We start from the raw sequence: 20,185 nt of genomic DNA, 5'->3' as shown, positions 1-20,185 counted from the left end.
GGCAGGTCGGTCAGGCCGGGCGGCCGGCCCGGGACGCGGCGCCCCGGTCGCGCGGGATCCGCGCGGCCACCTCGTGCATCGCCCGGCTGAACAGCTCCGCCTGGTCGGGCAGGCCGCCGAGGCGGGCCGCCAGGGCGTCGGCGTCGGCCCGGGCCGAGTCGCTGACCCGGGCGTCCAGCTCGGCCAGCGCGGCGTTGACGGCGGCGACGACGTGTCCGCAGAGGACCTCCAGCGGCTCGCCGGCCAGGTCCGGGTCGACGGCGACCGAGTCCAGTCGGCCACCCTGGACGGCGACCGCCCGGACGCGGCCGTCGGCCGCGGCGCCCTCGGCCCGGAGCAACTCGCCCGGCTCGCCGTCGGGGTGCACGCCGGCCCGGGACCGCATCGCCGCGAGCGCCTGCTGCGTCCGGCTCAGGAGCTCGTCGAGGCTCGCGGCGGCCGAGAACGGGTCGATGGTCATATCCGCGCTTTCTTCACGTCTTAGCCGAGCATCGTGACCATAGCAACCGGCACCGACCGAGCGCGGTCACCGGCCGGCCCCGCCCGCAAGCGAGCAGGTCGGGCGCCGCGCGCCCGGCGTGTCGCGCGACCGCGAACGCCCGGCCGGAGCCCCGGCCGGGCGTTCGTCGGCTCAGCGCAGGCGCAGTCGCTGACCCGGGAAGATCAGGCCCGGATCGTCGCCGACGACGGCGCGGTTGCGCTCGTGCAGCGCCCGCCACCCCCCGGCGACGTGCGCCGCGACGGCGATGCCGGAGAGTGTGTCGCCGGAGCGCACCCGGTAGGTGCCGGCGCCGCCCCGCCCGGCCGGTCGGTCCACCGTGGACCTCGTCGTGGTGGGCCGGTCGGTGACCTTCCTCGGCGCGGGGCGGTCCGCCTTCCGCGGCGTGGGACGGTCGGCCGCCTTCTTCGGGGACGAGCCGGATCCGCCCTTGCGGCCGCAGACCGGCCAGGCGCCGATGCCCTGCCCGTCCAGGACCCGCTCGGCGACGGCGATCTGCTCCGACCGGCTGGCCAGGTCCGCCCGGGCGGCGTACTTCTTCCCGCCGTGGCCGTTCCAGGTGCCGCGCGAGAACTGGAGCCCGCCGTAGTAGCCGTTGCCGGTGTTGATGTGCCAGTTGCCGCCGGACTCGCACCGCGCGACGGCGTCCCAGTTGACGCCGGAGGCGCTGGCCGGGACGGCCGGAGCGAACAGGACCGCGGCGCCGGCCAGGACCACGCCGACGGCGGTACGACGGGCTGCGTATGCAGTTGCCATGGGGATTCCTCCACGCCGACGAGGTGAGCTGTCGGGTTCGGGCCGAGGAGCCCGGCCGCCGCTGGCGGCTTCACCCCGAGGTGACGTGCACCGAGGAACGTTGGGTCCCCCGCTCCCGCCGAGGTTCGGTTACCGCCGGGCCGGCGGCGGGATTAGGCGTTACCGGCCCGTGGTGTCCGCGACCGCGGACGCCACCGACGCTAGGGACGATTTCGGGCGATCGCCCACTTCTTGGGATGTTCGTCACCCACGTGGGCGACCGCGCACACGGGACACGACGACGTGGTAGCGGGACGTCCGGGCCGGATCCGGACGCCCCGCCCGGGCGTCCCGGCCCCGGGCTACCGTGGGCGGGACCGGCAAGATCGCACGAGGAGCGGCACGGATGACCGAGCACGGACACGAGCTGGCCTTCGGCGGCTTCCTCACCCCCACCGCCGGACGGCCGGACCAGGTGGTGGCCCTCGCCTCGCTCTGCGAGCAGGTCGGGCTGGACCTGGTCACCTTCCAGGACCACCCCTACCAGCCGGGTTTCCTGGACACGTGGACGCTGATGTCGTACGTGGCCGCCGCCACCGACCGGATCGGACTGGCCGGCAACGTGCTCAACCTGCCGCTGCGCCAGCCGGTGGTGCTCGCCCGCAGCGTGGCCAGCCTGGACCTGCTCACCGGCGGCCGGGTCGAGCTGGGGCTGGGCGCGGGCGCGTTCTGGGACGCGATCGAGGCGGCCGGCGGGCGGCGGCTCTCCCCCGGCGCGGCGGTCGACGCGCTCGACGAGGCGATCCAGGTCATCCGGGAGGTCTGGGGCACCGACCGACGCGGGATGATCCGCGTCGCCGGGGAGCACTACCGGGTGGTCGGCGCGAAGCGCGGACCGGCGCCGGCCCATCCGGTGGGCATCTGGGTGGGCGCGTACAAGCCACGCATGCTGCGCCTGGTCGGTCGCGCCGCGGACGGCTGGCTGCCGTCGTTGGCCTACCTGCCGAACGGGCCCGACGAGCTGCCCGCACTCAACGCGCTGGTCGACGAGGGCGCGCGGGCCGCCGGGCGGGACCCCGGCGAGATCCGCCGGATGCTCAACGTGACCGGCAGTTTCACCCGCTCGTCCACGGGGTTCCTGGCCGGGCCGCCGCAGCGGTGGGTGGAGGACCTGGCCGGGCTCACCCTGGAGCACGGCATCACCACCTTCGTCCTGGGCAGCGACGAGCCGCGCGCCATCCAGCTCTTCGCCCAGGAGGTGGCGCCGGCGGTCCGGGAGCTGGTCGCGGCCGAGCGCACCACGTCGGGCAGCGGCGCCCGCGCCGTCGCGCGGGAGCAGGCCGCCGGCGGCGTTCCGACCACCCTCGCGGTCACCCCCACGCCCGACCCGGGGGTACGCCTGAGCGCGCGCCGCCTCTGGGACGAGTCGACCCGTCCGACCGCCCCGCCGGCGCCGGCCGGGCACGTCTACCCGGCCCACGCGCAGGCCGCGGGGCAACATCTGGTGGACGTGCACGACCACCTGCGCCGGGAGCTGGCCCAGGTGCGGGACCTGCTGGAACAGGTCACGCGGGGCGCGGTCTCGCCGGGCGGGGCGCGGGCCGCGCTGAACGAGATGACCCTGCGGCAGAACAACTGGACGCTGGGCGCGTACTGCGCCGCGTACTGCACCGTGGTGACCCAGCACCACGGACTGGAGGACGCCTCGGTCTTCCCGCACCTGCGCCGCGCCGACGCCGGGCTGGCGGCGGTGCTGGACCGGCTGGAGGAGGAGCACGTGGTGATCCACGGCGTGGTGGAGGGTGTCGACCGGGCGCTGGTGGAGCTGATCAGCCGACCGGGTGACTTCACCGGGCTCCAGGAGGCGGCGGACCTGCTCACCGACACGCTGCTGTCACACCTGTCGTACGAGGAGCACCAGATCGTCGAGCCGCTGGCCCGGCACGGCTTCTACCCCGGTCAGCTGTGACCGACGGATATTCCCGAGCCGCGACGTGAGATAGCTGGCTTTTGTTTCCCTAAGTCAGCGCGGTAGCGTCGGGCCCATGACGGACTTCCTCGCGCAGCGCGACTCCTGGTCCACCGCCAACTGCTCGATCGCCCGGGCGCTCGAGGTGGTCGGCAACCGCACCACGCTGCTCCTGCTGCGCGAGGCGTCGTTCGGCACCCGGCGCTTCGACGACTTCGCCCGCCGGGTCGGCGTGAGCGAACCGGTCGCCGCCACCCGCCTCAAGCAGCTCGTCGCCGACGGCCTGCTCGACCGGCGGCCCTACCGGGAGCCCGGGCAGCGCACCCGCGACGAGTACGTGCTCACCGCCAAGGGCCGCGACCTGCTGCCCGTGCTCGTCGCCCTCCGCCAGTGGGGCGACGCGTACGCCGCCGACGAGGTCGGCCCGTCCGTCCTGGTCACCCATCACGACTGCGGGGCGGACGTGCACGCCCGGCTGCGCTGCGACGCCGGGCACGACGTGCCGGCCGACGAGCTGGCCGTGCTGCCCGGTCCGGGCCTGCGGGCCTCCTGATCCACCCACCCTCAGCACCCTCGGAGCGAGACATGAAGATCGCTGGAAGCACCGCCCTGGTCACCGGCGCGAACCGCGGCTTCGGCCGGCACCTGGCCGCGGAACTCGTGGCGCGGGGCGCCACGGTCTGGGCCGGCGCGCGCAACCCGGACAGCGTCGACCTGCCCGGCGTCACCCCGCTACGCCTGGACGTCACCGACCCCGCCTCGGTGGCCGCCGCCGCGCAGCGCGCCGGCGACGTGACGCTGCTGGTCAACAACGCCGGCGTGAGCACCGGCGCCGACCTGCTCGACGGCGACCTCGACCAGATCCGGCTGGAGCTGGAGACGCACTACCTCGGCACGCTGTCGGTGGTGCGGGCGTTCGCGCCCCGGATCGCGGCGAACGGCGGCGGGACGATCCTGAACGTCATGTCGGCCCTGTCCTGGTTCACGTTCCCCGGCGTCGGCGCGTACGGGGCGGCGAAGGCCGCCGAGTGGTCGATGACCAACGCGCTGCGCGTCGAGCTCGCCGACCGGGGCGTCCGGGTCGCCGGCCTGCACGTCGGCTACATGGACACCGACATGGCCGCCGCCGTCACCGGACCCAAGGCCGACCCGGCCGAGGTCGCCCGGATGGCTGCCGACGGCATCGAGTCCGACAGCTACGAGATCCTGGCCGACGACGTCGCCCGCCGGGTCCAGGCCGGACTGTCCGGCGGCGTGGCCGCCCTCTACCCCGACCTCCCCTGAGCGTCCGCGTGTAAGGAAGGGCCCCTTCTTATCGCCCAGGCGATAAGAAGGGGCCCTTCCTTACACCTACAGGCCGCGGGCGAGGCGGTCGGCGAGGATCCGGGTGAAGCGGGCCGGGTCGGCGAGGTCGCCACCCTCGGCCAGCAGCGCCATGCCGTACAGCAGCTCGGCGGTCTCGGTCAGCGCGGCGGTGTCGCCACCCTCGCCGTGCGCCTTGCGCAGGCCGGTGACCAGCGGGTGGGTCGGGTTCAGCTCCAGGATCCGCTTGACCCGGGGCACCTCCTGACCCATCGCCCGGTACATCTTCTCCAGCGTCGGCGTCATGTCGTGCGCGTCGCCCACCACGCAGGCCGGCGAGGTGGTCAGCCGGGTGGACAGCCGCACCTCCTTGACGCTGTCGGTGAGCGCGCCGCCGAGGAAGGTGAGCAGGTCGGCGTACTCCTGCCGCTCGGCCTCGGCCTTCTCCTTCTCCTCCTCGGTCTCCAGGTCGACCTGGCCCTTGGCCACCGAGCGCAGCGTCCTCCCGTCGTACGCGCCGACCCGCTCGACCCACACCTCGTCCACCGGGTCGGTGAGGATCAGCACCTCGTAACCCTTGGCCCGGAACGCCTCCAGGTGCGGCGAGTTCTCGATGGTGGCCCGGTTCTCGCCGGTGGCGTAGTAGATCTCGGTCTGGCCGTCCTTCATCCGCTCCACGTAGGCGCGCAGCGTGGTCGGCTCGGCCGGGTCGTGGGTGCTGGCCGCGCGGACCAGGTCCAGCAGCGCCTCGGTGTTGTCCGGGTCCTCCAGCAGACCCTCCTTGACCACCGGCCCGAACTCGGTCCAGAACGTGCGGTACGACTCGGCCGACATGTCCTTGAGCGTGCCCAGCACCTTCTTGACCAGCCGCCGGCGCACCGCGCGGATCTGCCGGTCCTGCTGCAGGATCTCCCGGGAGATGTTCAGCGACAGGTCGTGCGCGTCCACCACACCCTTGACGAAGCGCAGGTAGTTGGGGATCAGCGCCTCGCAGTCGTCCATGATGAACACGCGCTTGACGTAGAGCTGCACGCCACGACGGCCCTGCGGGGCGAACAGGTCGAGCGGGGCGTGCGAGGGCAGGAAGAGCAGCGCCTCGTACTCGAACGTGCCCTCGCCGCGCATGTGGATGGTCTCGAGGGGGTCGGCCCAGTCGTGCGCGACGTGCCGGTAGAACTCCTTGTACTCGGCCTCGTCCACCTCGTCGCGCGAGCGCGCCCAGAGCGCCTTCATCGAGTTGAGCGTCTGCACCTCGCGGGTGGCGGCGCCGTCCTCGCCGGGGACGTCCACGCTCATCCGGATCGGCCAGGCGATGAAGTCGGAGTAGCGCTTGACGATCTCGCGGATGGTCCGCTCGGCGGTGTAGTCGTGCAGGTTGTCGTCGGCGTCGACCGGCTTGAGGTGCAGGGTGACCGAGGTGCCCTGCGGCGCCTCGTCGACCGCCTCCACGGAGTAGGTGCCCTCGCCGGAGGACTCCCAACGGGTGCCGCCGGTCTCCCCGGCCCGCCGGGTCAGCAGCGTCACCCGGTCGGCGACCATGAAGGTGGCGTAGAAGCCGACCCCGAACTGGCCGATCAGGTCCTGGTCGGCGGCGGCGTCCTTGGACTCGCGCAGCGTACGCAGCAGCTCGGCGGTGCCGGACTTGGCGATCGTGCCGATCAGGCCGACCACCTCGTCGCGGGACATGCCGATGCCGTTGTCCCGCACGGTCAGCGTGCGGGCGTCCCTGTCCACCTCGATCTCGATGTGCAGGTCGGACGCGTCGACCGACAGGTCCTTGTCGACCAGCGACGTCAGCCGCAGCTTGTCCAGCGCGTCGGACGCGTTCGAGATCAGTTCGCGCAGGAAGACGTCCTTGTTCGAGTAGATCGAGTGCACCATCAGCTGCAGCAGCTGACGCGCCTCGGCCTGGAACTCCAGCGTCTCGACCCGGTCGCTCACACCGACTCCCTTCCCGGTTGCGGGGCTACGGCGGAAAGGATACGAGGGGTGACCGGGACGGCACCCACCGGCCGGACCGGTGCCGAACGAAACCTGACTGGTCCAACCAGTTGACGGGTTGATGTGTGCGGGGCCACACTGCTGGCCATGGCCTTCGCCCCCGCCCCCCGCGCCTCGGTCTCCGACCACGTCTTCGGCCAGCTCCGCGACGCGATCGTGTCCGGTCGCTACCGCCCGGACGAGACCCTGCCGGGCGAGCGCGAGCTGGCCGCCGCCTTCGCGGTGAACCGGCACGCGGTCCGGGAGGCGTTGCGCCGGCTGCAACAGCTCGGCCTGGTCCGGGTCAGCCAGGGCGGCGCGACCCGGGTGCTGGACTGGCGGGTGCACGCCGGGCTCGACCTGGCGCTGTCGCTGGCCCGCTCCGGTGACGTGCTTCCGGTCGCGACGCTGGTGCGCGACATGCTGGAGATGCGGGCCTGCGTCGGCATCGACGCGGCCCGGCTCTGCGCCGAGCGCGGCGACACGGCGGTCGTCGCCGCCCTGGTCCGGGCCGCCGAGGAGTACGGCTCACTCGCCCCCGACCTGGACCGGATGGCCGAGGCGAACATCGCGATCTGGCGCCTGGTCGTGCGCGGCAGCGGCAACACCGCCTACCAGCTGGCCTTCAACAGCCTGGTCGCCGGCACGTTCGCGGTCGGCGACGTCCCCCCGGACACCCGTACCGCCGAACTGCTCGACGTCGCCGGCCACCGCCGCCTCGCCGCCGCGATCGCGTCCGGTCAGGGTGCGGCGGCCGCCCGGCACGCCCGGGCGCTGCTGACCGCCCCGGTCACCACCCCCACCACCCCCACCACCGGAAGGGAAGCGCGCGCATGATCCCCGCCGTGCTGTACGCCGTACCGGCGTTCCTGCTCCTGATCATCATCGAGGCGGTCTCCTACCGCTTCCTGCCCGACGACGAGGAACGCGGCTACGAGCTGCGCGACACCACCACCAGCCTGTCGATGGGGCTGGGCAGCCAGATCATCGGCTTTCCGTGGAAGCTGCTCACGGTCGGTGTCTTCGCGGCCCTGTGGACGGTCGCGCCGGTCCACCTCTCCCCCGGCGACTGGTGGACCTGGGTGATCCTCTTCTTCGCCGACGACCTGGCCTACTACTGGTTCCACCGCTCCCACCACGAGGTGCGCGTGCTCTGGGCGAGCCACGTCGTGCACCACTCCAGCGTCTACTACAACCTCTCCACCGCGCTGCGGCAGAGCTGGACGCCGATGACCTCGCTGCCGTTCTGGCTGGCGCTGGCGCTGCTCGGCATCCCGCCGTGGATGATCCTCCTCCAGCAGTCGGTCAGTCTGCTGTACCAGTTCTTCCTGCACACCGAGCGGATCAACGTACTGCCCCGGCCGATCGAGTGGATCTTCAACACGCCGTCGCACCACCGGGTGCACCACGGCTCGAACACCGAATACCTGGACCGCAACTACGGCGGCATTCTGATCATCTGGGACCGGCTGTTCGGCACCTTCGAGCCGGAGCGGGCCACCGCGCGCTACGGGCTCACGAAGAACATCGGCACCTACAACCCGCTGCGGGTGGCCACCCACGAGTTCGCCGCGATCTGGTCCGACGTGCGCCGGGCCACGTGCTGGCGGCACCGCCTCGGTTACCTGTTCGGCCGACCCGGCTGGCAGCCGGCCCGGTGAGGCGCTCCTGGCTGACCCTGTTCGGGCTGGTCGCCGCGGTCGAGCTGGTCGGCGTCGCGCTCGACTCGACGGCGCTCCAGTGGCTGGCCAAGCCACTGCTGGCGCCGGTGCTGCTGGCGTACCTGTGGCAGCGGCGACGGCGGGTGGACGCGGTGACGGTCGGTCTGGTCGCCGCCACCGCCGGGGACGTGGCCCTGCTCGTGCCGGGCCGGGCCGCGTTCCTGCTCGGCATGGGGTTCTTCCTGGTGGCGCAGCTGGCGTTCCTCACCGGGTTCCTGCGGCGCGGACGCCCGCCGACCCTGGCGTGGGTGGGCTACCTGCTCGCCTGGGCGACCGGCAACGCCCTGCTGTGGAGCGCGTTGGGGCCGCTGCGGGTGCCCGTGCTCGGCTACAGCCTGGCCCTGTGCCTGATGGCCGCCGCCGCGACCGGCGTGTCCGCGCGGACCGCTGCCGGCGGCGCGTTGTTCCTCGTCTCCGACCTGCTGATCGGCGTCGGCGCGGCCGGCGGGGACCTGCCCGGCGCCGGCCTGCTGGTGATGGGCACCTACAGCGCCGCGCTGCTGCTGATCACCACCGGCTGGGCGGCCGACCACGCCGCCGCCGGCCCGGCCCGCGACCCGGCGCCGGCCCCGGCCTGACCCCGACGTGGGCGGCGGCGCGAGGTCGTGCCGCCGCCCACGGGAGCCGTCAGCGCACCCGGACCGGGGCCGAGAGCAGCTGGTTGTCCGCCGGGAGCGCGTCGCGGTGGTCCCGCACCGCGGCCACCGCGCGGAAGGTCACCTTGCCCATCGCCGCGTCCTCCGGCGTCACGGCGTACGTGAACGAGAACGAGGTCCGTCCGCCTCCGTCCGTCGCCGGAACCGGCTTGGTGGCGGCGTCCACCTGCTCGAATCCCCACGGGTTGCTGCGTTCGAGGCGGACCTCCACGTGCTCGTCGTAGCGGTTGTTGCGCACCTCGACGGTGATGCCGACGCGCTGTCCGGCACGGGCGGTCGAGGGGGTGTTCACCTTGACCACCGCCACGTCGTGGGTGCGGACCACGGACGTGTGGGTGGCCGAGGCGGTCCGCCCGTCGACAGTGCGCGCGGTCAGCCGCACCCGGTGGTCGCCGTCGGACGCGAAGCGGTGCCGGGGGAACTGCTCGGTCGACGTGGTGCCGTCGCCGAAGTCCCAGACCAGCGAACCCAGGTCGATGCCCAGGCCGGCCGGGTCGTACAGCCGGGGCCAGAACGCGACCTCGTCGAAGACGCTCCACTCCACGTCGGCCACGTCGAAGTCGACCTCCGGGCCGGGTGCCACGTCCAGCCGGAACGTCGTCTGCTCGGCGTAGTCCGCGCCGACCCGGAGAAGGTACGTCGTGCCGGCCCGCGCCGGGAACGTCACGGGCGTGCCGCCGTAGGTGGGGCGACAGGTGACCTCGGCGAGGGTCCCGAGGGAGTCGCCGGTGTAGACCGCGACCCCGAGGTAGTCCGGCCCGGTGCCGGCGGTGACCAGTTGATCCGCGGTGGGCGTGTACGAGTACCAGACCGTCCGGCCGGCCTCGAAGCAGGACGACGGCTCGCCCTCCTGCACGGTGGCGGCGCTGAGATCCTGGCCGTCGACGAACGGCAGCGCGCCGACCGGCAGCGCGCCGGCCAGGTTGTCGTTGGCCGGCGCGTCGGCCGCGGCGGACGCGCCCGCCGCGTTGACGGCCAGCAGGGCGACCACGCCCGGAACCGCGACGGCGATCCGGGCGAACTGTCGGTTGACCACTTCTCCTCCTGGGGGCCCCGTATCCCTTGTGGATGCGACCGGGCCACGGTAGGAACCCGCACCCCAGGGCCGGGCTAAGAGAAGCTCTCGCCGAGGTTAAGGTCGGCGGGTCGCGCCGGATCCGAGCACCCGGGTCACCACGGTCAGGTCGTCGCCGCCGAGGCCCTGGTCCACCGCGTGCCGCCACTCGGCGGCCAGCGCCTCGCCGGCCGGGAAGCTGCCCGGCGGCGCCTCCCGCAGCGCCAGCTCGACGTCCTTGAGCGCCAGCGCGAGCGCGTACTGCGCGTCGTGCTCGTCGCGGACGATCCGGCCCAGCTTCTCGGCCGCCCACGGCGACACCAGCGGGCTGCCGCCCAGCGCCTCCCGTACGGTGTCGCGGTCGAGGCCGAGCGTGTCGCCGAGGGCGACCGCCGCGGCGACGCCCTCGTTGACGAACGCGAGCAGCAGGTTGTTGACGAGTTTGAGCCGCGAGCCGGCGCCGGTCGGCCCGAGCCACAGCGTCCGCTGCCCGACCGCGTCGAAGACCGGCGCGACCCGCTCGCGGGCCTGGTCCGGCCCGGAGGCGAGCACCACGAGCCTGCCCTGCTCGGCCGGGCCCCGACTGCCGGCCACCGGCGCGTCGACCAGCGTGACGTCGGGGCGCTCGGCGGCGACCAGCTCGGCCAGCCGTCCGGTCTCGGCGACCCCGATGGTGCTCATCTGCGCCCAGACCGCCCCGGCCGGCAGCGCGGCGAGCATGCCCTGGTCGACGGCGATCGCGCGGACCACGGCGGCGTCGGTCACCATGGTCACCGCCACGTCCGCCCGCCGGACCGCGTCGGCCGGATCGGCCGCCACCTCGGCGCCCCGATCCGCGAGCGCACGGGCCGGCTCCGGGTGCCGGTTCCACACCACCGTGTCCAGGCCGGCGCCGAGCAGGTTGGCCGCCATCGGCGTCCCCATGCCGCCGAGGCCGAGCATCGCCACCCGTGTCATCCACCGCTCCCGTCGTCGCCCGTCCGGGCCAGCCTAGGCGCGGGGCCGGACGGCGGCGTCCCACACTCCGGATCGGACGACTTGTCGGTCGGCAGCTCACCGGACCATCGTTCACTTTCGCAAGATTCTGGAAATCCTTTCTTATCAAGACTGTCCACTTGCAAGCCTTGAAAGGACTTCCACGCACTCCTAGCGTGATGGCGTGCTTCGTCGTCTCGCCCTCCCGCTCGCGGTGGTCGTTCTCGCCGCCGTACCAACGCCTGCCCCGGCGGCCGCCGGGCCCCCGCCGGCCGCTGCGCCCACGTTCCTGGTGCGACCGGCCGCCGGGCCGGCCGCGCTCGCCGACGATCTCGCCGCGGTGGGGCGGGTCGACGGCGTCCGGCTGACCGTCCGGCGCACGCTCGCCACCGGTGACCTGTTGGTGCGCGCCGACCACGCCCTGCCCGCCCGCGGCGCGGCGGCGCTGCTCGAGCGGCTGCGCGCCCGCGCCGACGTGGCCTGGGCCGGCCGGGAGACCCGACTGCGCGCCGACACCGACCCGGTCCCGCCCGTCGCGTGGGACCTGCACGACCCGGTCGGCGGCGTGTACGCGGACGCGGCCTGGGCCACCGGCGCGGACGGCGCCGGCGTGACGGTCGCGGTGCTCGACACCGGTGTCACCCGGCACCACGACCTGGCCGGGCGGCTGCGCGCCGGCTACGACTTCGTCAGCGCGCCGGACGACGCCCGCGACGGCGACGGACGCGACCCGGACGCCACCGACCAGGGCGACTGGGCCGAGCCGGGCGACTGCGGCCCGGAGTTCCGCCCGAGCAGTTGGCACGGCACCCACGTCGCGGGCACCGTCGCGGCGCGCGACGAGGGTGGGGTGGCCGGGCTCGCACCCGGCGCGCGGGTCCAGCCGGTGCGCGTCCTGGGCCGGTGCGGTGGTACCACCGCCGACCTGGTCGACGCGATCGTCTGGGCCGCCGGCGGACGCGTGCCGGGGGTGCCGGACAACCCCACCCCGGCCCGGGTGCTCAACCTCAGCCTCGGTGCGCCCGGCCCGTGCGACCCGGCCACGCAGGCCGCGATCGACGACGCCGTGGCGCGGGGCGCGACAGTGGTGGTGTCCGCCGGCAACGCCGGCGCCGACGCCGCCCAGCAGACGCCGGCGAGCTGCGCCGGGGTGCTCACGGTCGCGGCCAGCACCGTCGACGGTGAACGGGCCGGCTACTCCAACCGGGGTACGGCGGTCGAGCTGGCCGCCCCCGGCGGCGACCGGGAGCACGGCGTACGGTCCACCGTCGACACCGGCCGCACCGTGCCCGAGGGCGACGGCTGGGCGGCGTACGCCGGCACGAGCATGGCCGCGCCGCACGTCAGCGCCGCCGTGGCGCTGCTGCTGGACCGCCGCCCCGACCTGCGTCCCGCCGAGACGTCGGCGCTGCTCACCGCGACCGCCCGGCCCAGCGCCCGACCCGACGAGTGCCGCTGCGGCGCCGGGGTGCTCGACGTCGACCTGGCGCTGCGCGCCGCCACCGGCCGGCCCGGCACGACCACCCGCCTGCTGGTGCGGGCCGGGGTGCGCCCCGGCGAGCCGACGGTCGAGAACGCCGGGGTACGCCTGGCCGGCACGCTGAGCCGGCTCGGCACCGGCCTGCCGGACTGGGATCCGTCCGGCGTGCCGCTGCGCCCGGTCGACCGGACCGGCCCGTACCGCACGGTGCTCACCGTGCCGGCCGGGACCGAGCTGGCCTACAAGTACACGCTCGGCGACTGGGCGCACGTGGAGCAGACCTGGACCGACAGCGACGCCGGCTGCGTCGACGTCGCCGACCGGACGGTCACCGCCGGCGCGCCCGGCACCGTCCAGGTCGTCGCCGACCTCACCACCGGGTTCCGGGGCGTCCCGCCCTGCGACCGCTGACCACCGCACCGCCGCCACCACCGCCTCACCCCGTGACCGGAAGGACGACCATGCGACGCACACTGCGCGCACTGCTCACCACGCTGGCCCTGCTCGCCGCCGCGCTCGGCGGGCCCGCCGCGGCGCACGCCTCCCCGCCGCCCCCACAGGAGCTGGGCGGCCTCGACCTGGGCGCCTACTGCCGGTCAGTCGGCGCGGCCGACGCGGTGCTGACCGGTCCGACCGCGTACGACTGGCACTGCCGGGCCGGCGACGGCCGCCTCGGCGACCTGACCTTCGAGGCGGCGTGCCGGTGGACCTACCGGACCGACGCGGCGACGGACCGGATCGGCGACTTCTACGATCCGACCTCGGTGCGCTGCTGGCGGGTCCGCGCCGACGTGGTGACGCCGGACCTGACCCGCTGGTGCCAGGTCACCGGCAACTCCGCCGCGGAGCTGCGCGGCGGCACGGTCTACGACTGGCGCTGCGTGCGCTACAGCCGGGCCGGGGTGACCTACTCCGACATCGACGTGCTGGCCGCCTGCCGGGAGACCACCCTCGGGTACGCGACCGTGGAGCGCTTCGTCCGCTTCGGCGACCCGTACTCCTGGCAGTGCCGCCTCTGATCCTCCCCACCACGCCCGCCGGCGTCGGCTCCGTGCCGGCGCCGGCGGGTATCCTGCCGGCGTGGCCAGGGAGAACGGGCGCAAGCTGATCGCCTCGAACAAGAAGGCGCGGCACGACTACGACGTGCTCAAGACCTACGAGGCGGGCATCGTGCTGGCCGGCACCGAGGTGAAGTCGTTGCGCGAGGGTCGGGTGTCGCTGGTCGACGCGTTCGCCCAGGAGCACGACGGCGAGATCATGCTGCACGGCCTGCACATCGCCGAGTACGGCTTCGGCACCTGGACCAACCACGCGCCCCGCCGCACCCGCAAGCTGCTGCTGCACCGGGTGGAGATCGCCCGGATCCTGGAGCGGCTGCGCGACGGCGGGATCACGCTCGTGCCGCTGTCGATGTACTTCGCGGACGGCTGGGCCAAGGTCGAGCTGGGGCTGGCCCGGGGCCGCCGCTCGTACGACAAGCGCCAGGCGCTCGCCGAGCGCGACGCCAACCGGGAGATCGCCCGGGAGATGGGCCGCCGCCTCAAGGGCCGTACGGTCGGCCGCCGCGCCTGATCGGTGCGCCACGTGTTGCGGACAGTTCCTGTCCGCTGGCTCGGGCAAGCTGGACGGCGACCGATCACACGCGCCGCCGCCTCGCCGGCGGACCGGACGGAAGGCGAGCTGAGATGGCCCGCGACGTGCAAATCACCTTCGACTGCGCCGACCCGGCGAAGCTGGCGGCGTTCTGGGCCGAGGCCCTCGGCTACCGGGTCCAGGGCCCGCCCGAGGGCTTCGACTCGTGGGAGCAGGCGCTGACCGCGATGGGTGTGCCGCCGGAGCGGCACAACGACGCGTCGGCGGTGGTCGACCTCGAGGGCGCCGGTCCGCGGCTGTTCTTCCAGCGGGTGCCGGAGCCGAAGCGGGCCAAGAACCGGGTGCACCTGGACGTGCGGGCCGCGCCGGGGCTCACCGGCGAGGCCCGGATGGCGGCGCTGGAGGCGGCGGCCGACCGGCTGGTCGCGCTCGGCGCGACCCGGGGGGACCGGCACGAGCCCGCTCCCCCGCTGGCCGCCGGCCACATCGTGATGACCGACCCGGAGGGCAACGAGTTCTGCCTCGACTGATCGAGGCGGCAACATACAACACTCCTTGTACATCACTTCTTGTTGGTCTAGCGTGGCGGCATGGCGGACGATCCGAGCACCGTGCACCTGACCGACGCGCGGGCCATGCGGGCGCTGGCCCATCCCACCCGGCTGCGTCTGCTCGGCGAGCTGCGCCGGCGCGGTCCGCTGACCGTCGGCCTGCTGAGCGAACACACCGGCGAGGCGGTCGGCTCGGTCAGCTACCACCTGGGCAAGCTGGCCGAGCACGGCTTCGTGACAGAGGCGCCCGACCTGGCCCGCGACCGTCGCGAGCGGTGGTGGCAGGCGGCGCACGCCCGCACCCAGTGGGAACCGGTCGAGCTGCTCGACGACCCGGAGCGCCGGCTCGCCTCGGACCTGTTGCGCCGGGCCGCAATGCAGCGCTATGTGGACCGCTACCTGGCATACCTGGAGTCCGAGGCCGACCTCGACCGGGCCTGGGTGCGCGGCACCACCAGCAGCGACACGGTGCTGCACCTGACCCCGGACGAGCTGGTGGAGCTGCGCCGGGAGCTGTCCGAGCTGGGCGCCCGGTGGCAGGCACGCGGCGCGCCCGGGCGGCCGGACGCGGAGATGGTGACGCTGATCTGGCAGGCCTACCGGGGCCCGCGGTGACGCGCGACCGCCGGCCGCTCGCCGGGCTGCTGATCGGGCACGCCGTCTCGCTGACCGGCAACGTGCTGACGTTGATCGCGTTGCCGCTCTACGTGCTGGCCGAGACCGGCTCGCCGGCGGCCACCGGGCTCGCCGGCGCGTTCGCCACCGCGCCGGTGATCCTCGGCGGCGCGTTCGGCGGCGTGCTGGTCGACCGGATCGGCTACCGCCGGTCCAGCGTCCTGGCCGACGTGGTCTCCGGCGTGACGATCGCCGCCGTACCCCTGTTGCACGCCACCGTCGGCCTGCCGTTCCCGGCGTTGCTGGCGCTGGTCTTCGTCAGCGGGCTGCTGGACACCCCGGGCCAGACCGCCCGGACCGCGCTGATGCCGGAGGCCGCGGCCGCCGCCGGGGTGCCGATCGAGCGGGCGATCGGCTGGGAGGAGGCGACCTCGCGCGGCGCCCGCATGATCGGCGCGCCGGTCGCCGGCCTGCTGGTCGGCGTGCTGGGCGCGGTGCCGGTGCTGGCCATCGACGCGGTGACGTTCGCCGTGTCGGCGCTGGTCGTGGCGCTGCTGGTGCCGCGCGGCCTGCGCCCGGCCGCCGAGGAGCCGGAGCCCGACCGGCGCGGCTACTGGCCGGAGTTCGCGGCCGGGCTGCGGTTCCTGGTCCGCGAGCCGCTGCTGCGGGCCATGGTCCTGCTGGTGCTGGTGACCAACCTGTTCGACGCGGCCAAGAGCCAGGTGCTGCTGCCGGTGGTCGCCGACCGGGAACTCGGCGGGCCGGCCGCGTTCGGCCTGCTGGTGGGCACCATGGGCGGAGGCGCGCTGGTCGGTTCGCTGGTGTTCAGCGCCATCGGCCACCGGCTGCCCCGCCGGGCCACGTTCGTCACCGCCTTCGCGGTGTGCGGCGCGCCGCCGCTGTGGGCGCTCGCCGCCGCGCCGCCGCTGCCGGTGGTGGTCGCGGTGGTGGCGGTGGCCGGGCTGGCCGCCGGCGCGCTCAACCCGCTGATGGGCGCGGTGGAGGTGGAGCGGGTGCCGCCGGGCATGCGGGCCCGGGTGTTCGGGGTGATCGGCGCCGGAGCCTGGGCGGCCATGCCGGTCGGCGCGTTCGGCGCGGGCCTGGCGGCCGACCGGTTCGGCACCACCTCCACGCTGGTCACCATCGGCGCCTGCTACCTGCTGGTGGTGCTGACGCCGCTGCTCGGCGGGCCGTGGCGGGAGATGCGCCGGCCGCCGTCGGCGCCGGATCGACAGCCGGTGCCGGCCGACGCCGCCTGACGACGGCACGCATCGACGGGGAGCGCTCTCTTGACAGGGGACGGCTTCGTTCATACCTTCATCGAAGCCTATCTTTATGGTTTGTTTACCGTTCGGCGGGCCCGGCCGCCGGCACGGGAACGACCCACCCCCACCACCGCAGGAGGCACCCCGTGCGCAGCATCCGTACCGTCGCCGCACTGGCGATGGCGGCGGTCGGCCTCACCGCCGCCCTCACCACCGTTCCGAGCACCCCCGCGATGGCCGCCCCCGGCGCGGTCACCTGGTCCGACGACTTCAACGGCCCGGCCGGCGCCGCGCCCGACGCGAGCAAGTGGCGCTACGACGTGGGCGGCAGCGGTTGGGGCAACAACGAGTTGCAGTACTACACCACCAGCACCCGCAACGCCGCGCTCGACGGCAACGGCAACCTGGTCATCACCGCCCGCAAGGAGAACCCGGCCGGCTACAACTGCTGGTACGGCAGCTGCCAGTACACCTCGGCCCGCCTGCTCACCAACGGCACGTTCGCCCAGGCGTACGGGCGGTTCGAGGCCCGCATCAAGGTCCCGCGCGGGCAGGGCCTGTGGCCGGCGTTCTGGATGCTCGGCAACGACATCGGCACCAACCCGTGGCCCAACAGCGGCGAGATCGACATCATGGAGAACGTCGGCTACGCGCCGTCCACCGTGTGGGGCACGCTGCACGGCCCGGGCTACTCCGGCGGCAACGGCATCGGCGCGTCCACCTCGCTGCCCGGCGGCCAGGCCCTCGCCGACGCGTTCCACACGTTCACCGTGGACTGGGCGCCCGACTCGATCACCTGGTATCTCGACGGCGTCGCGTACTCCCGCAAGACCCCGGCCGACGCGGGCGGCAACCGCTGGGTCTTCGACCACCCGTTCTTCATGATCATGAACGTGGCGGTCGGCGGCAACTGGCCCGGCTCGCCGGACGGCTCCACCACGTTCCCGCAGACCATGACGATCGACTACGTCCGGGTGCAGGCCTGGGACAACGGCGGCGGGGGCACCGGCGGCCCGATCGTCGGCTACGGCGACAAGTGCGTCGACGTGGCCGGCGCCAACACCGCCAACGGCACCGCCGTGCAACTGTGGACCTGCAACGGCACCGCCGCCCAGCGCTGGACCTGGAACGCCGACGGCTCGGTGCGCGCGCTCGGCAAGTGCCTCGACGTCACCTCCGGCTCGACCGCCAACGGCGCCAAGGTGCAACTGTGGGACTGCAACGGCACCGGAGCGCAGAAGTGGGTGTTCAGCTCCGCCGGCGACATCGTCAACCCGCAGGCCAACAAGTGCCTGGACGCCACCGGCCCCAGTTCGGCCGACGGCACCCGGTTGCAGATCTGGGAGTGCGGCGGCACCGCCAACCAGAAGTGGCGGCGCTGACCGGATCCCCCGCCCGGACGGGCGGCGCTCACCGCCCGCCCCGGCGTCCCACCCAACCGACGAAACGCCGGTAGCGGTCGACCGCCTGCCCGCCCCGCGCCGGGGCGGGCAGGTCCGCCTCGGCCTGTGCATACAGCGTGGCCAGATGGACCAGCAGCGCGGGACGCGCCTCCCGGTAGGCCGCGAGCAGCCGCAACTTCGCCGGCGAGCACGGCCAGGCGATCCCGCACGCCCGGCACCGCCAGGTCGGCCGCGACGGGACGTGCTCCCGGCGACCCCGGCTCACCGCAGCCTCAGCGCGACCGCGCGCGCCTCCTCGTCGGTCAACGGCAGGAACCACAGGAACCGCCGCACGATCTCCGGTGGCTGCGGCCCACCGGGACGGCCGCGCAGGTCACGGATCGCCCGCCGGGCCAGCCGGACGAACTCCGGCAGCAGCTCCGCCCGCCGCGCCGCGTCCGTGGGCGTCGCCGTCCACGCCGGACACGGCCAGTCCGCGCCGCAGGCGTCGCACACCCAGGCCGGGCCGGTCGCCCGGTGCCGGCCCGGCGATCCGTCCCGCTCCCCCTCGGGTACGTCCGGCCGCACCACGCGGGCCCGTTCCTCCGGCATCGTCCGTCCCCTCTCGTCGCGGCGACATGCCGTCGACCAGAACCCTGCCGAGCGTTGCGGGACAATCACACTGCGTTGCAGGATGGCTGCGGGATGCCCGGGATGTTCGAGGAGGACGTCAGGATGAACCGCGCCGTGGCGGCCGCGATGGCCGAGGCGGGCCACACCGCCGAGAGCCTCGCCGAGCGGGTCGGCGTCGACCCGAAGACCGCGGCCCGGTGGGCCAGCCAGGGCCGCATCCCGCAGACCAGGCACCGGGCCCAGGTCGCCGAACTGCTCGGCCGGGACGCGGCGGAGCTGTGGCCGGACGCGCTCAAGCGCAAGGAGCCGGCCTGGTTCCGCCCCTGGGCCGACATCGAACGAGAAGCGACGTCGCTTCGAAGCTTTCAGCTCGCCTGGATTCCGGGTCTGTTGCAGACCGAGGCATATGCGCGGGCGACCCTGGCGGGAGAGGCACTGTCCGAGTCCGAGGTCGCCGGGCTGACCGCCGCGCGCATCGCCCGGCACGCGATCCTGCGCCGTGAGCGTCCTCCGCTCCTGATCGCCGTCATCGACGAGTCCGTTCTCCGGCGCACCGCCGGCGGCGATCGGGCGATGATGGCCGAGCAGCTCGCTCACCTGGCCGAGTGCGCCACACTGTCCGCGGTCCAGGTCTACGTCGTCCCGCTGTCGGCCGGCATGTACCCGGGACTCGGCGGCCCCTTCACCCTGGCGGAACTGCCCGACGGCGGACGGGTCGCGCACGTGGACAGTCAGGCCCAGGCGCACATCATCGACAAAGCCGAGGACGTTGCTACCCTGGAGCGGCGCTGGGAGCGGCTGCGCGGCGAGGCTCTGTCCAGAGCACACTCCCTCGACGTCATAAGGGAAGCGGCACGTTCATGGACCTGACCGGTGCGCGGTGGCGCACGAGCACGAAGAGCGGAAACAACGGCGGCGACTGCGTCGAGGTGGCCGACGGCGTGGCCGGGGTGGTCGGCGTGCGCGACTCGAAGGATCCGGGCGGACCGGTCCTCGTCTTCACGCCGCCGGCCTGGCGGGCGTTCGTCGCCCACCTCGCGCCCCGACGCTGACGCCGATGAGCGGGTTCACCCCCGGGACGATCCACACCTCCCGCCTGCTCCTGCTGCCGTTGCGCGCCGACCACGCCGAGGAGATGGCCGGTGCGCTCGCCGACCCGGCGCTGCACACCTTCATCGGCGGCGCGCCTGCGGCGGCGACGGCGCTGCGGGCCCGCTACGAGCGGCTGGTCGCCGGCTCGCCCGATCCGGCCGAGTCGTGGTGCAACTGGGTGATCCAGCTACGCCACTCGGGCCACCTCACCGGCACCGTGCAGGCCACCGTCACCGAGCCCTCCGGGCCGGCGCCGGACGGCGCGACGGGCGGCGCACGGGCGGTCGGACACCGGCACCTCAGCGACGCGGACCCGGCCGCCGCCGGGCCGGTCGCGGAGATCGCCTGGGTGGTGGGCACACCCTGGCAGGGGCGCGGGATCGCCACCGAGGCCGCCCGCGCGATGGCCGGCTGGCTGGGGCGGGGCGGTGTGCGTACTCTCGTGGCCCACATCCACCCCGACCACCGCGCGTCGGCGGCGGTGGCCACGGCCTGCGGCCTGGCCCCCACCGACGTGTGGCACGACGGCGAGGTCCGCTGGGTCGGGCCGGCTCGCCGCCGTGGCGGCGAGCGACCGGCATGATCGACACCAGGCCGCCGAAGTGGCGGTGTCGAACGCGCCCGGACCCCGCCACTTCGCCGAAGCGGCGTGGATCAAGCCCGGACCGTCGCGACGGGGGTCA

The 20,185-nt window shown here is 74.2% G+C and carries 23 protein-coding genes and 1 riboswitch; of the genes, 16 read left to right on the top strand and 7 right to left on the bottom strand.

Going from position 1 to position 20,185, the window contains the following annotated elements; genetic code table 11:
• Window positions 1–10 precede the first annotated feature (10 nt).
• Entirely contained in the window at window positions 11–460 is a 450-nt protein-coding gene (locus GA0070622_RS17360) for a YbaB/EbfC family nucleoid-associated protein (protein WP_091574263.1), read from the bottom strand.
• A 171-nt stretch (window positions 461–631) separates the two neighbouring features.
• A complete protein-coding gene (locus GA0070622_RS17355) occupies window positions 632–1,255 on the bottom strand; it encodes a LysM peptidoglycan-binding domain-containing protein (RefSeq protein WP_091574262.1) in 624 nt (207 codons plus the stop codon).
• 4 nt (window positions 1,256–1,259) lie between these two features.
• A riboswitch (cyclic di-AMP (ydaO/yuaA leader) is annotated at window positions 1,260–1,386 on the bottom strand.
• A 254-nt stretch (window positions 1,387–1,640) separates the two neighbouring features.
• Here GA0070622_RS17355 and GA0070622_RS17350 point away from each other — a divergent pair.
• The 3 genes from GA0070622_RS17350 (at window position 1,641) to GA0070622_RS17340 (ending at window position 4,487) form a co-directional block, all read left to right on the top strand.
• Complete coding sequence (locus tag GA0070622_RS17350) at window positions 1,641–3,203, top strand: LLM class flavin-dependent oxidoreductase (protein WP_091574261.1); 1,563 nt, start codon at window positions 1,641–1,643, stop codon at window positions 3,201–3,203.
• A 76-nt stretch (window positions 3,204–3,279) separates the two neighbouring features.
• Entirely contained in the window at window positions 3,280–3,756 is a 477-nt protein-coding gene (locus GA0070622_RS17345; protein ID WP_091574260.1) for a winged helix-turn-helix transcriptional regulator, read from the top strand.
• A gap of 32 nt (window positions 3,757–3,788) precedes the next feature.
• Window positions 3,789–4,487 (top strand): SDR family oxidoreductase, encoded by a 699-nt coding sequence (locus GA0070622_RS17340; protein WP_091574259.1) that lies wholly within the window; start codon window positions 3,789–3,791, stop codon window positions 4,485–4,487.
• Window positions 4,488–4,553: 66 nt separating this feature from the next.
• Here the strand turns inward: GA0070622_RS17340 and htpG are convergent, their stop codons facing one another.
• Window positions 4,554–6,446, bottom strand: coding sequence for a molecular chaperone HtpG (gene htpG, locus GA0070622_RS17335; protein WP_091574258.1), 1,893 nt, complete (start codon window positions 6,444–6,446; stop codon window positions 4,554–4,556).
• A 147-nt stretch (window positions 6,447–6,593) separates the two neighbouring features.
• Here htpG and GA0070622_RS17330 point away from each other — a divergent pair, with 147 nt between their 5' ends.
• Genes GA0070622_RS17330 through GA0070622_RS17320 form a run of 3 tightly spaced genes read left to right on the top strand, consistent with a single transcriptional unit; the run spans window position 6,594 to window position 8,784 of the window.
• Window positions 6,594–7,322, top strand: coding sequence for a FadR/GntR family transcriptional regulator (locus GA0070622_RS17330; RefSeq protein ID WP_091577582.1), 729 nt, complete (start codon window positions 6,594–6,596; stop codon window positions 7,320–7,322).
• The gene (locus GA0070622_RS17325; protein ID WP_091574257.1) at window positions 7,319–8,146 is read left to right on the top strand and encodes a sterol desaturase family protein; all 828 of its coding nucleotides are present in this window, start codon (window positions 7,319–7,321) and stop codon (window positions 8,144–8,146) included. Before GA0070622_RS17330 ends, GA0070622_RS17325 begins: the two co-directional genes overlap by 4 nt.
• Window positions 8,143–8,784, top strand: coding sequence for a lysoplasmalogenase (locus tag GA0070622_RS17320; RefSeq protein ID WP_091574256.1), 642 nt, complete (start codon window positions 8,143–8,145; stop codon window positions 8,782–8,784). The genes GA0070622_RS17325 and GA0070622_RS17320 overlap by 4 nt, the downstream gene beginning before the upstream one ends.
• A 49-nt stretch (window positions 8,785–8,833) precedes the next feature.
• Here GA0070622_RS17320 and GA0070622_RS17315 read toward each other — a convergent pair whose 3' ends face one another.
• Together GA0070622_RS17315 and GA0070622_RS17310 are read right to left on the bottom strand one after the other, a co-directional pair.
• Window positions 8,834–9,898: a PKD domain-containing protein gene (locus GA0070622_RS17315; RefSeq protein WP_091574255.1), complete on the bottom strand. Its 1,065-nt coding sequence runs from the start codon at window positions 9,896–9,898 to the stop codon at window positions 8,834–8,836.
• A gap of 96 nt (window positions 9,899–9,994) precedes the next feature.
• Window positions 9,995–10,873 carry an NAD(P)-dependent oxidoreductase gene (locus GA0070622_RS17310; RefSeq protein WP_091574254.1) on the bottom strand — a complete coding sequence of 293 codons (879 nt, stop codon included), beginning with the start codon at window positions 10,871–10,873 and terminating at the stop codon, window positions 9,995–9,997.
• A gap of 310 nt (window positions 10,874–11,183) precedes the next feature.
• On the opposite strand from GA0070622_RS17310, the gene GA0070622_RS17305 reads away from it, so the two are divergent.
• From GA0070622_RS17305 to GA0070622_RS17275, 7 genes are all read left to right on the top strand, one after another.
• A complete protein-coding gene (locus GA0070622_RS17305) occupies window positions 11,184–12,782 on the top strand; it encodes a S8 family serine peptidase (RefSeq protein WP_091574253.1) in 1,599 nt (532 codons plus the stop codon).
• A gap of 50 nt (window positions 12,783–12,832) precedes the next feature.
• Complete coding sequence (locus tag GA0070622_RS17300) at window positions 12,833–13,390, top strand: hypothetical protein (RefSeq protein WP_091574252.1); 558 nt, start codon at window positions 12,833–12,835, stop codon at window positions 13,388–13,390.
• Window positions 13,391–13,451: 61 nt separating this feature from the next.
• Complete coding sequence (smpB, locus tag GA0070622_RS17295; RefSeq protein WP_091574251.1) at window positions 13,452–13,943, top strand: SsrA-binding protein SmpB; 492 nt, start codon at window positions 13,452–13,454, stop codon at window positions 13,941–13,943.
• A 113-nt stretch (window positions 13,944–14,056) separates the two neighbouring features.
• The gene (locus tag GA0070622_RS17290; protein ID WP_091574250.1) at window positions 14,057–14,494 is read left to right on the top strand and encodes a VOC family protein; all 438 of its coding nucleotides are present in this window, start codon (window positions 14,057–14,059) and stop codon (window positions 14,492–14,494) included.
• Window positions 14,495–14,554: 60 nt separating this feature from the next.
• Window positions 14,555–15,130: a winged helix-turn-helix domain-containing protein gene (locus GA0070622_RS17285; RefSeq protein WP_091574249.1), complete on the top strand. Its 576-nt coding sequence runs from the start codon at window positions 14,555–14,557 to the stop codon at window positions 15,128–15,130.
• Complete coding sequence (locus tag GA0070622_RS17280; RefSeq protein ID WP_091574248.1) at window positions 15,127–16,389, top strand: MFS transporter; 1,263 nt, start codon at window positions 15,127–15,129, stop codon at window positions 16,387–16,389. Before GA0070622_RS17285 ends, GA0070622_RS17280 begins: the two co-directional genes overlap by 4 nt.
• Window positions 16,390–16,541: 152 nt before the next feature.
• Complete coding sequence (locus GA0070622_RS17275; RefSeq protein WP_091574247.1) at window positions 16,542–17,777, top strand: glycoside hydrolase family 16 protein; 1,236 nt, start codon at window positions 16,542–16,544, stop codon at window positions 17,775–17,777.
• A 28-nt stretch (window positions 17,778–17,805) separates the two neighbouring features.
• On the opposite strand, the gene GA0070622_RS32610 is transcribed toward GA0070622_RS17275, so the two are convergent.
• Both GA0070622_RS32610 and GA0070622_RS17265 read right to left on the bottom strand, forming a co-directional pair.
• On the bottom strand, window positions 17,806–18,063 hold the full coding sequence (locus tag GA0070622_RS32610; RefSeq protein ID WP_176558783.1) for a flavin reductase: 258 nt from the start codon (window positions 18,061–18,063) through the stop codon (window positions 17,806–17,808).
• Window positions 18,060–18,389, bottom strand: coding sequence for a hypothetical protein (locus GA0070622_RS17265; RefSeq protein WP_245666377.1), 330 nt, complete (start codon window positions 18,387–18,389; stop codon window positions 18,060–18,062). Before GA0070622_RS17265 ends, GA0070622_RS32610 begins: the two co-directional genes overlap by 4 nt.
• A gap of 123 nt (window positions 18,390–18,512) precedes the next feature.
• On the opposite strand from GA0070622_RS17265, the gene GA0070622_RS17260 reads away from it, so the two are divergent.
• The 3 genes from GA0070622_RS17260 to GA0070622_RS17250 are packed head-to-tail and all read left to right on the top strand — an operon-like array spanning window position 18,513 to window position 20,085.
• Window positions 18,513–19,280, top strand: coding sequence for a Scr1 family TA system antitoxin-like transcriptional regulator (locus GA0070622_RS17260; protein WP_091577576.1), 768 nt, complete (start codon window positions 18,513–18,515; stop codon window positions 19,278–19,280).
• Entirely contained in the window at window positions 19,271–19,462 is a 192-nt protein-coding gene (locus GA0070622_RS17255) for a DUF397 domain-containing protein (RefSeq protein WP_091574246.1), read from the top strand. The genes GA0070622_RS17260 and GA0070622_RS17255 overlap by 10 nt, the downstream gene beginning before the upstream one ends.
• 5 nt (window positions 19,463–19,467) lie before the next feature.
• The gene (locus tag GA0070622_RS17250; protein ID WP_091574245.1) at window positions 19,468–20,085 is read left to right on the top strand and encodes a GNAT family N-acetyltransferase; all 618 of its coding nucleotides are present in this window, start codon (window positions 19,468–19,470) and stop codon (window positions 20,083–20,085) included.
• Window positions 20,086–20,185: the final 100 nt, after the last annotated feature.

This window comes from Micromonospora sediminicola (assembly GCF_900089585.1).
In the GTDB taxonomy this organism is placed as follows: Bacteria; Actinomycetota; Actinomycetes; order Mycobacteriales; family Micromonosporaceae; genus Micromonospora; species Micromonospora sediminicola.
Note: the sequence above shows the minus strand (reverse complement) of the source record. Positions and strands in the feature narration are given on the sequence as shown.

Excerpts from the sequence above, each read along its gene's own strand:
- GA0070622_RS17360 (WP_091574263.1), bottom strand. The coding sequence starts at position 460 with ATGACCATCGACCCGTTCTCGGCCGCCGCGAGCCTCGACGAGCTCCTG.
- GA0070622_RS17355 (WP_091574262.1), bottom strand. The coding sequence starts at position 1,255 with ATGGCAACTGCATACGCAGCCCGTCGTACCGCCGTCGGCGTGGTCCTG.
- GA0070622_RS17350 (WP_091574261.1), top strand. The coding sequence starts at position 1,641 with ATGACCGAGCACGGACACGAGCTGGCCTTCGGCGGCTTCCTCACCCCC.
- GA0070622_RS17345 (WP_091574260.1), top strand. The coding sequence starts at position 3,280 with ATGACGGACTTCCTCGCGCAGCGCGACTCCTGGTCCACCGCCAACTGC.
- GA0070622_RS17340 (WP_091574259.1), top strand. The coding sequence starts at position 3,789 with ATGAAGATCGCTGGAAGCACCGCCCTGGTCACCGGCGCGAACCGCGGC.
- GA0070622_RS17330 (WP_091577582.1), top strand. The coding sequence starts at position 6,594 with ATGGCCTTCGCCCCCGCCCCCCGCGCCTCGGTCTCCGACCACGTCTTC.
- GA0070622_RS17325 (WP_091574257.1), top strand. The coding sequence starts at position 7,319 with ATGATCCCCGCCGTGCTGTACGCCGTACCGGCGTTCCTGCTCCTGATC.
- GA0070622_RS17310 (WP_091574254.1), bottom strand. The coding sequence starts at position 10,873 with ATGACACGGGTGGCGATGCTCGGCCTCGGCGGCATGGGGACGCCGATG.
- GA0070622_RS17300 (WP_091574252.1), top strand. The coding sequence starts at position 12,833 with ATGCGACGCACACTGCGCGCACTGCTCACCACGCTGGCCCTGCTCGCC.
- GA0070622_RS17290 (WP_091574250.1), top strand. The coding sequence starts at position 14,057 with ATGGCCCGCGACGTGCAAATCACCTTCGACTGCGCCGACCCGGCGAAG.
- GA0070622_RS17285 (WP_091574249.1), top strand. The coding sequence starts at position 14,555 with ATGGCGGACGATCCGAGCACCGTGCACCTGACCGACGCGCGGGCCATG.
- GA0070622_RS17265 (WP_245666377.1), bottom strand. The coding sequence starts at position 18,389 with ATGCCGGAGGAACGGGCCCGCGTGGTGCGGCCGGACGTACCCGAGGGG.
- GA0070622_RS17260 (WP_091577576.1), top strand. The coding sequence starts at position 18,513 with ATGAACCGCGCCGTGGCGGCCGCGATGGCCGAGGCGGGCCACACCGCC.
- GA0070622_RS17255 (WP_091574246.1), top strand. The coding sequence starts at position 19,271 with ATGGACCTGACCGGTGCGCGGTGGCGCACGAGCACGAAGAGCGGAAAC.
- GA0070622_RS17250 (WP_091574245.1), top strand. The coding sequence starts at position 19,468 with ATGAGCGGGTTCACCCCCGGGACGATCCACACCTCCCGCCTGCTCCTG.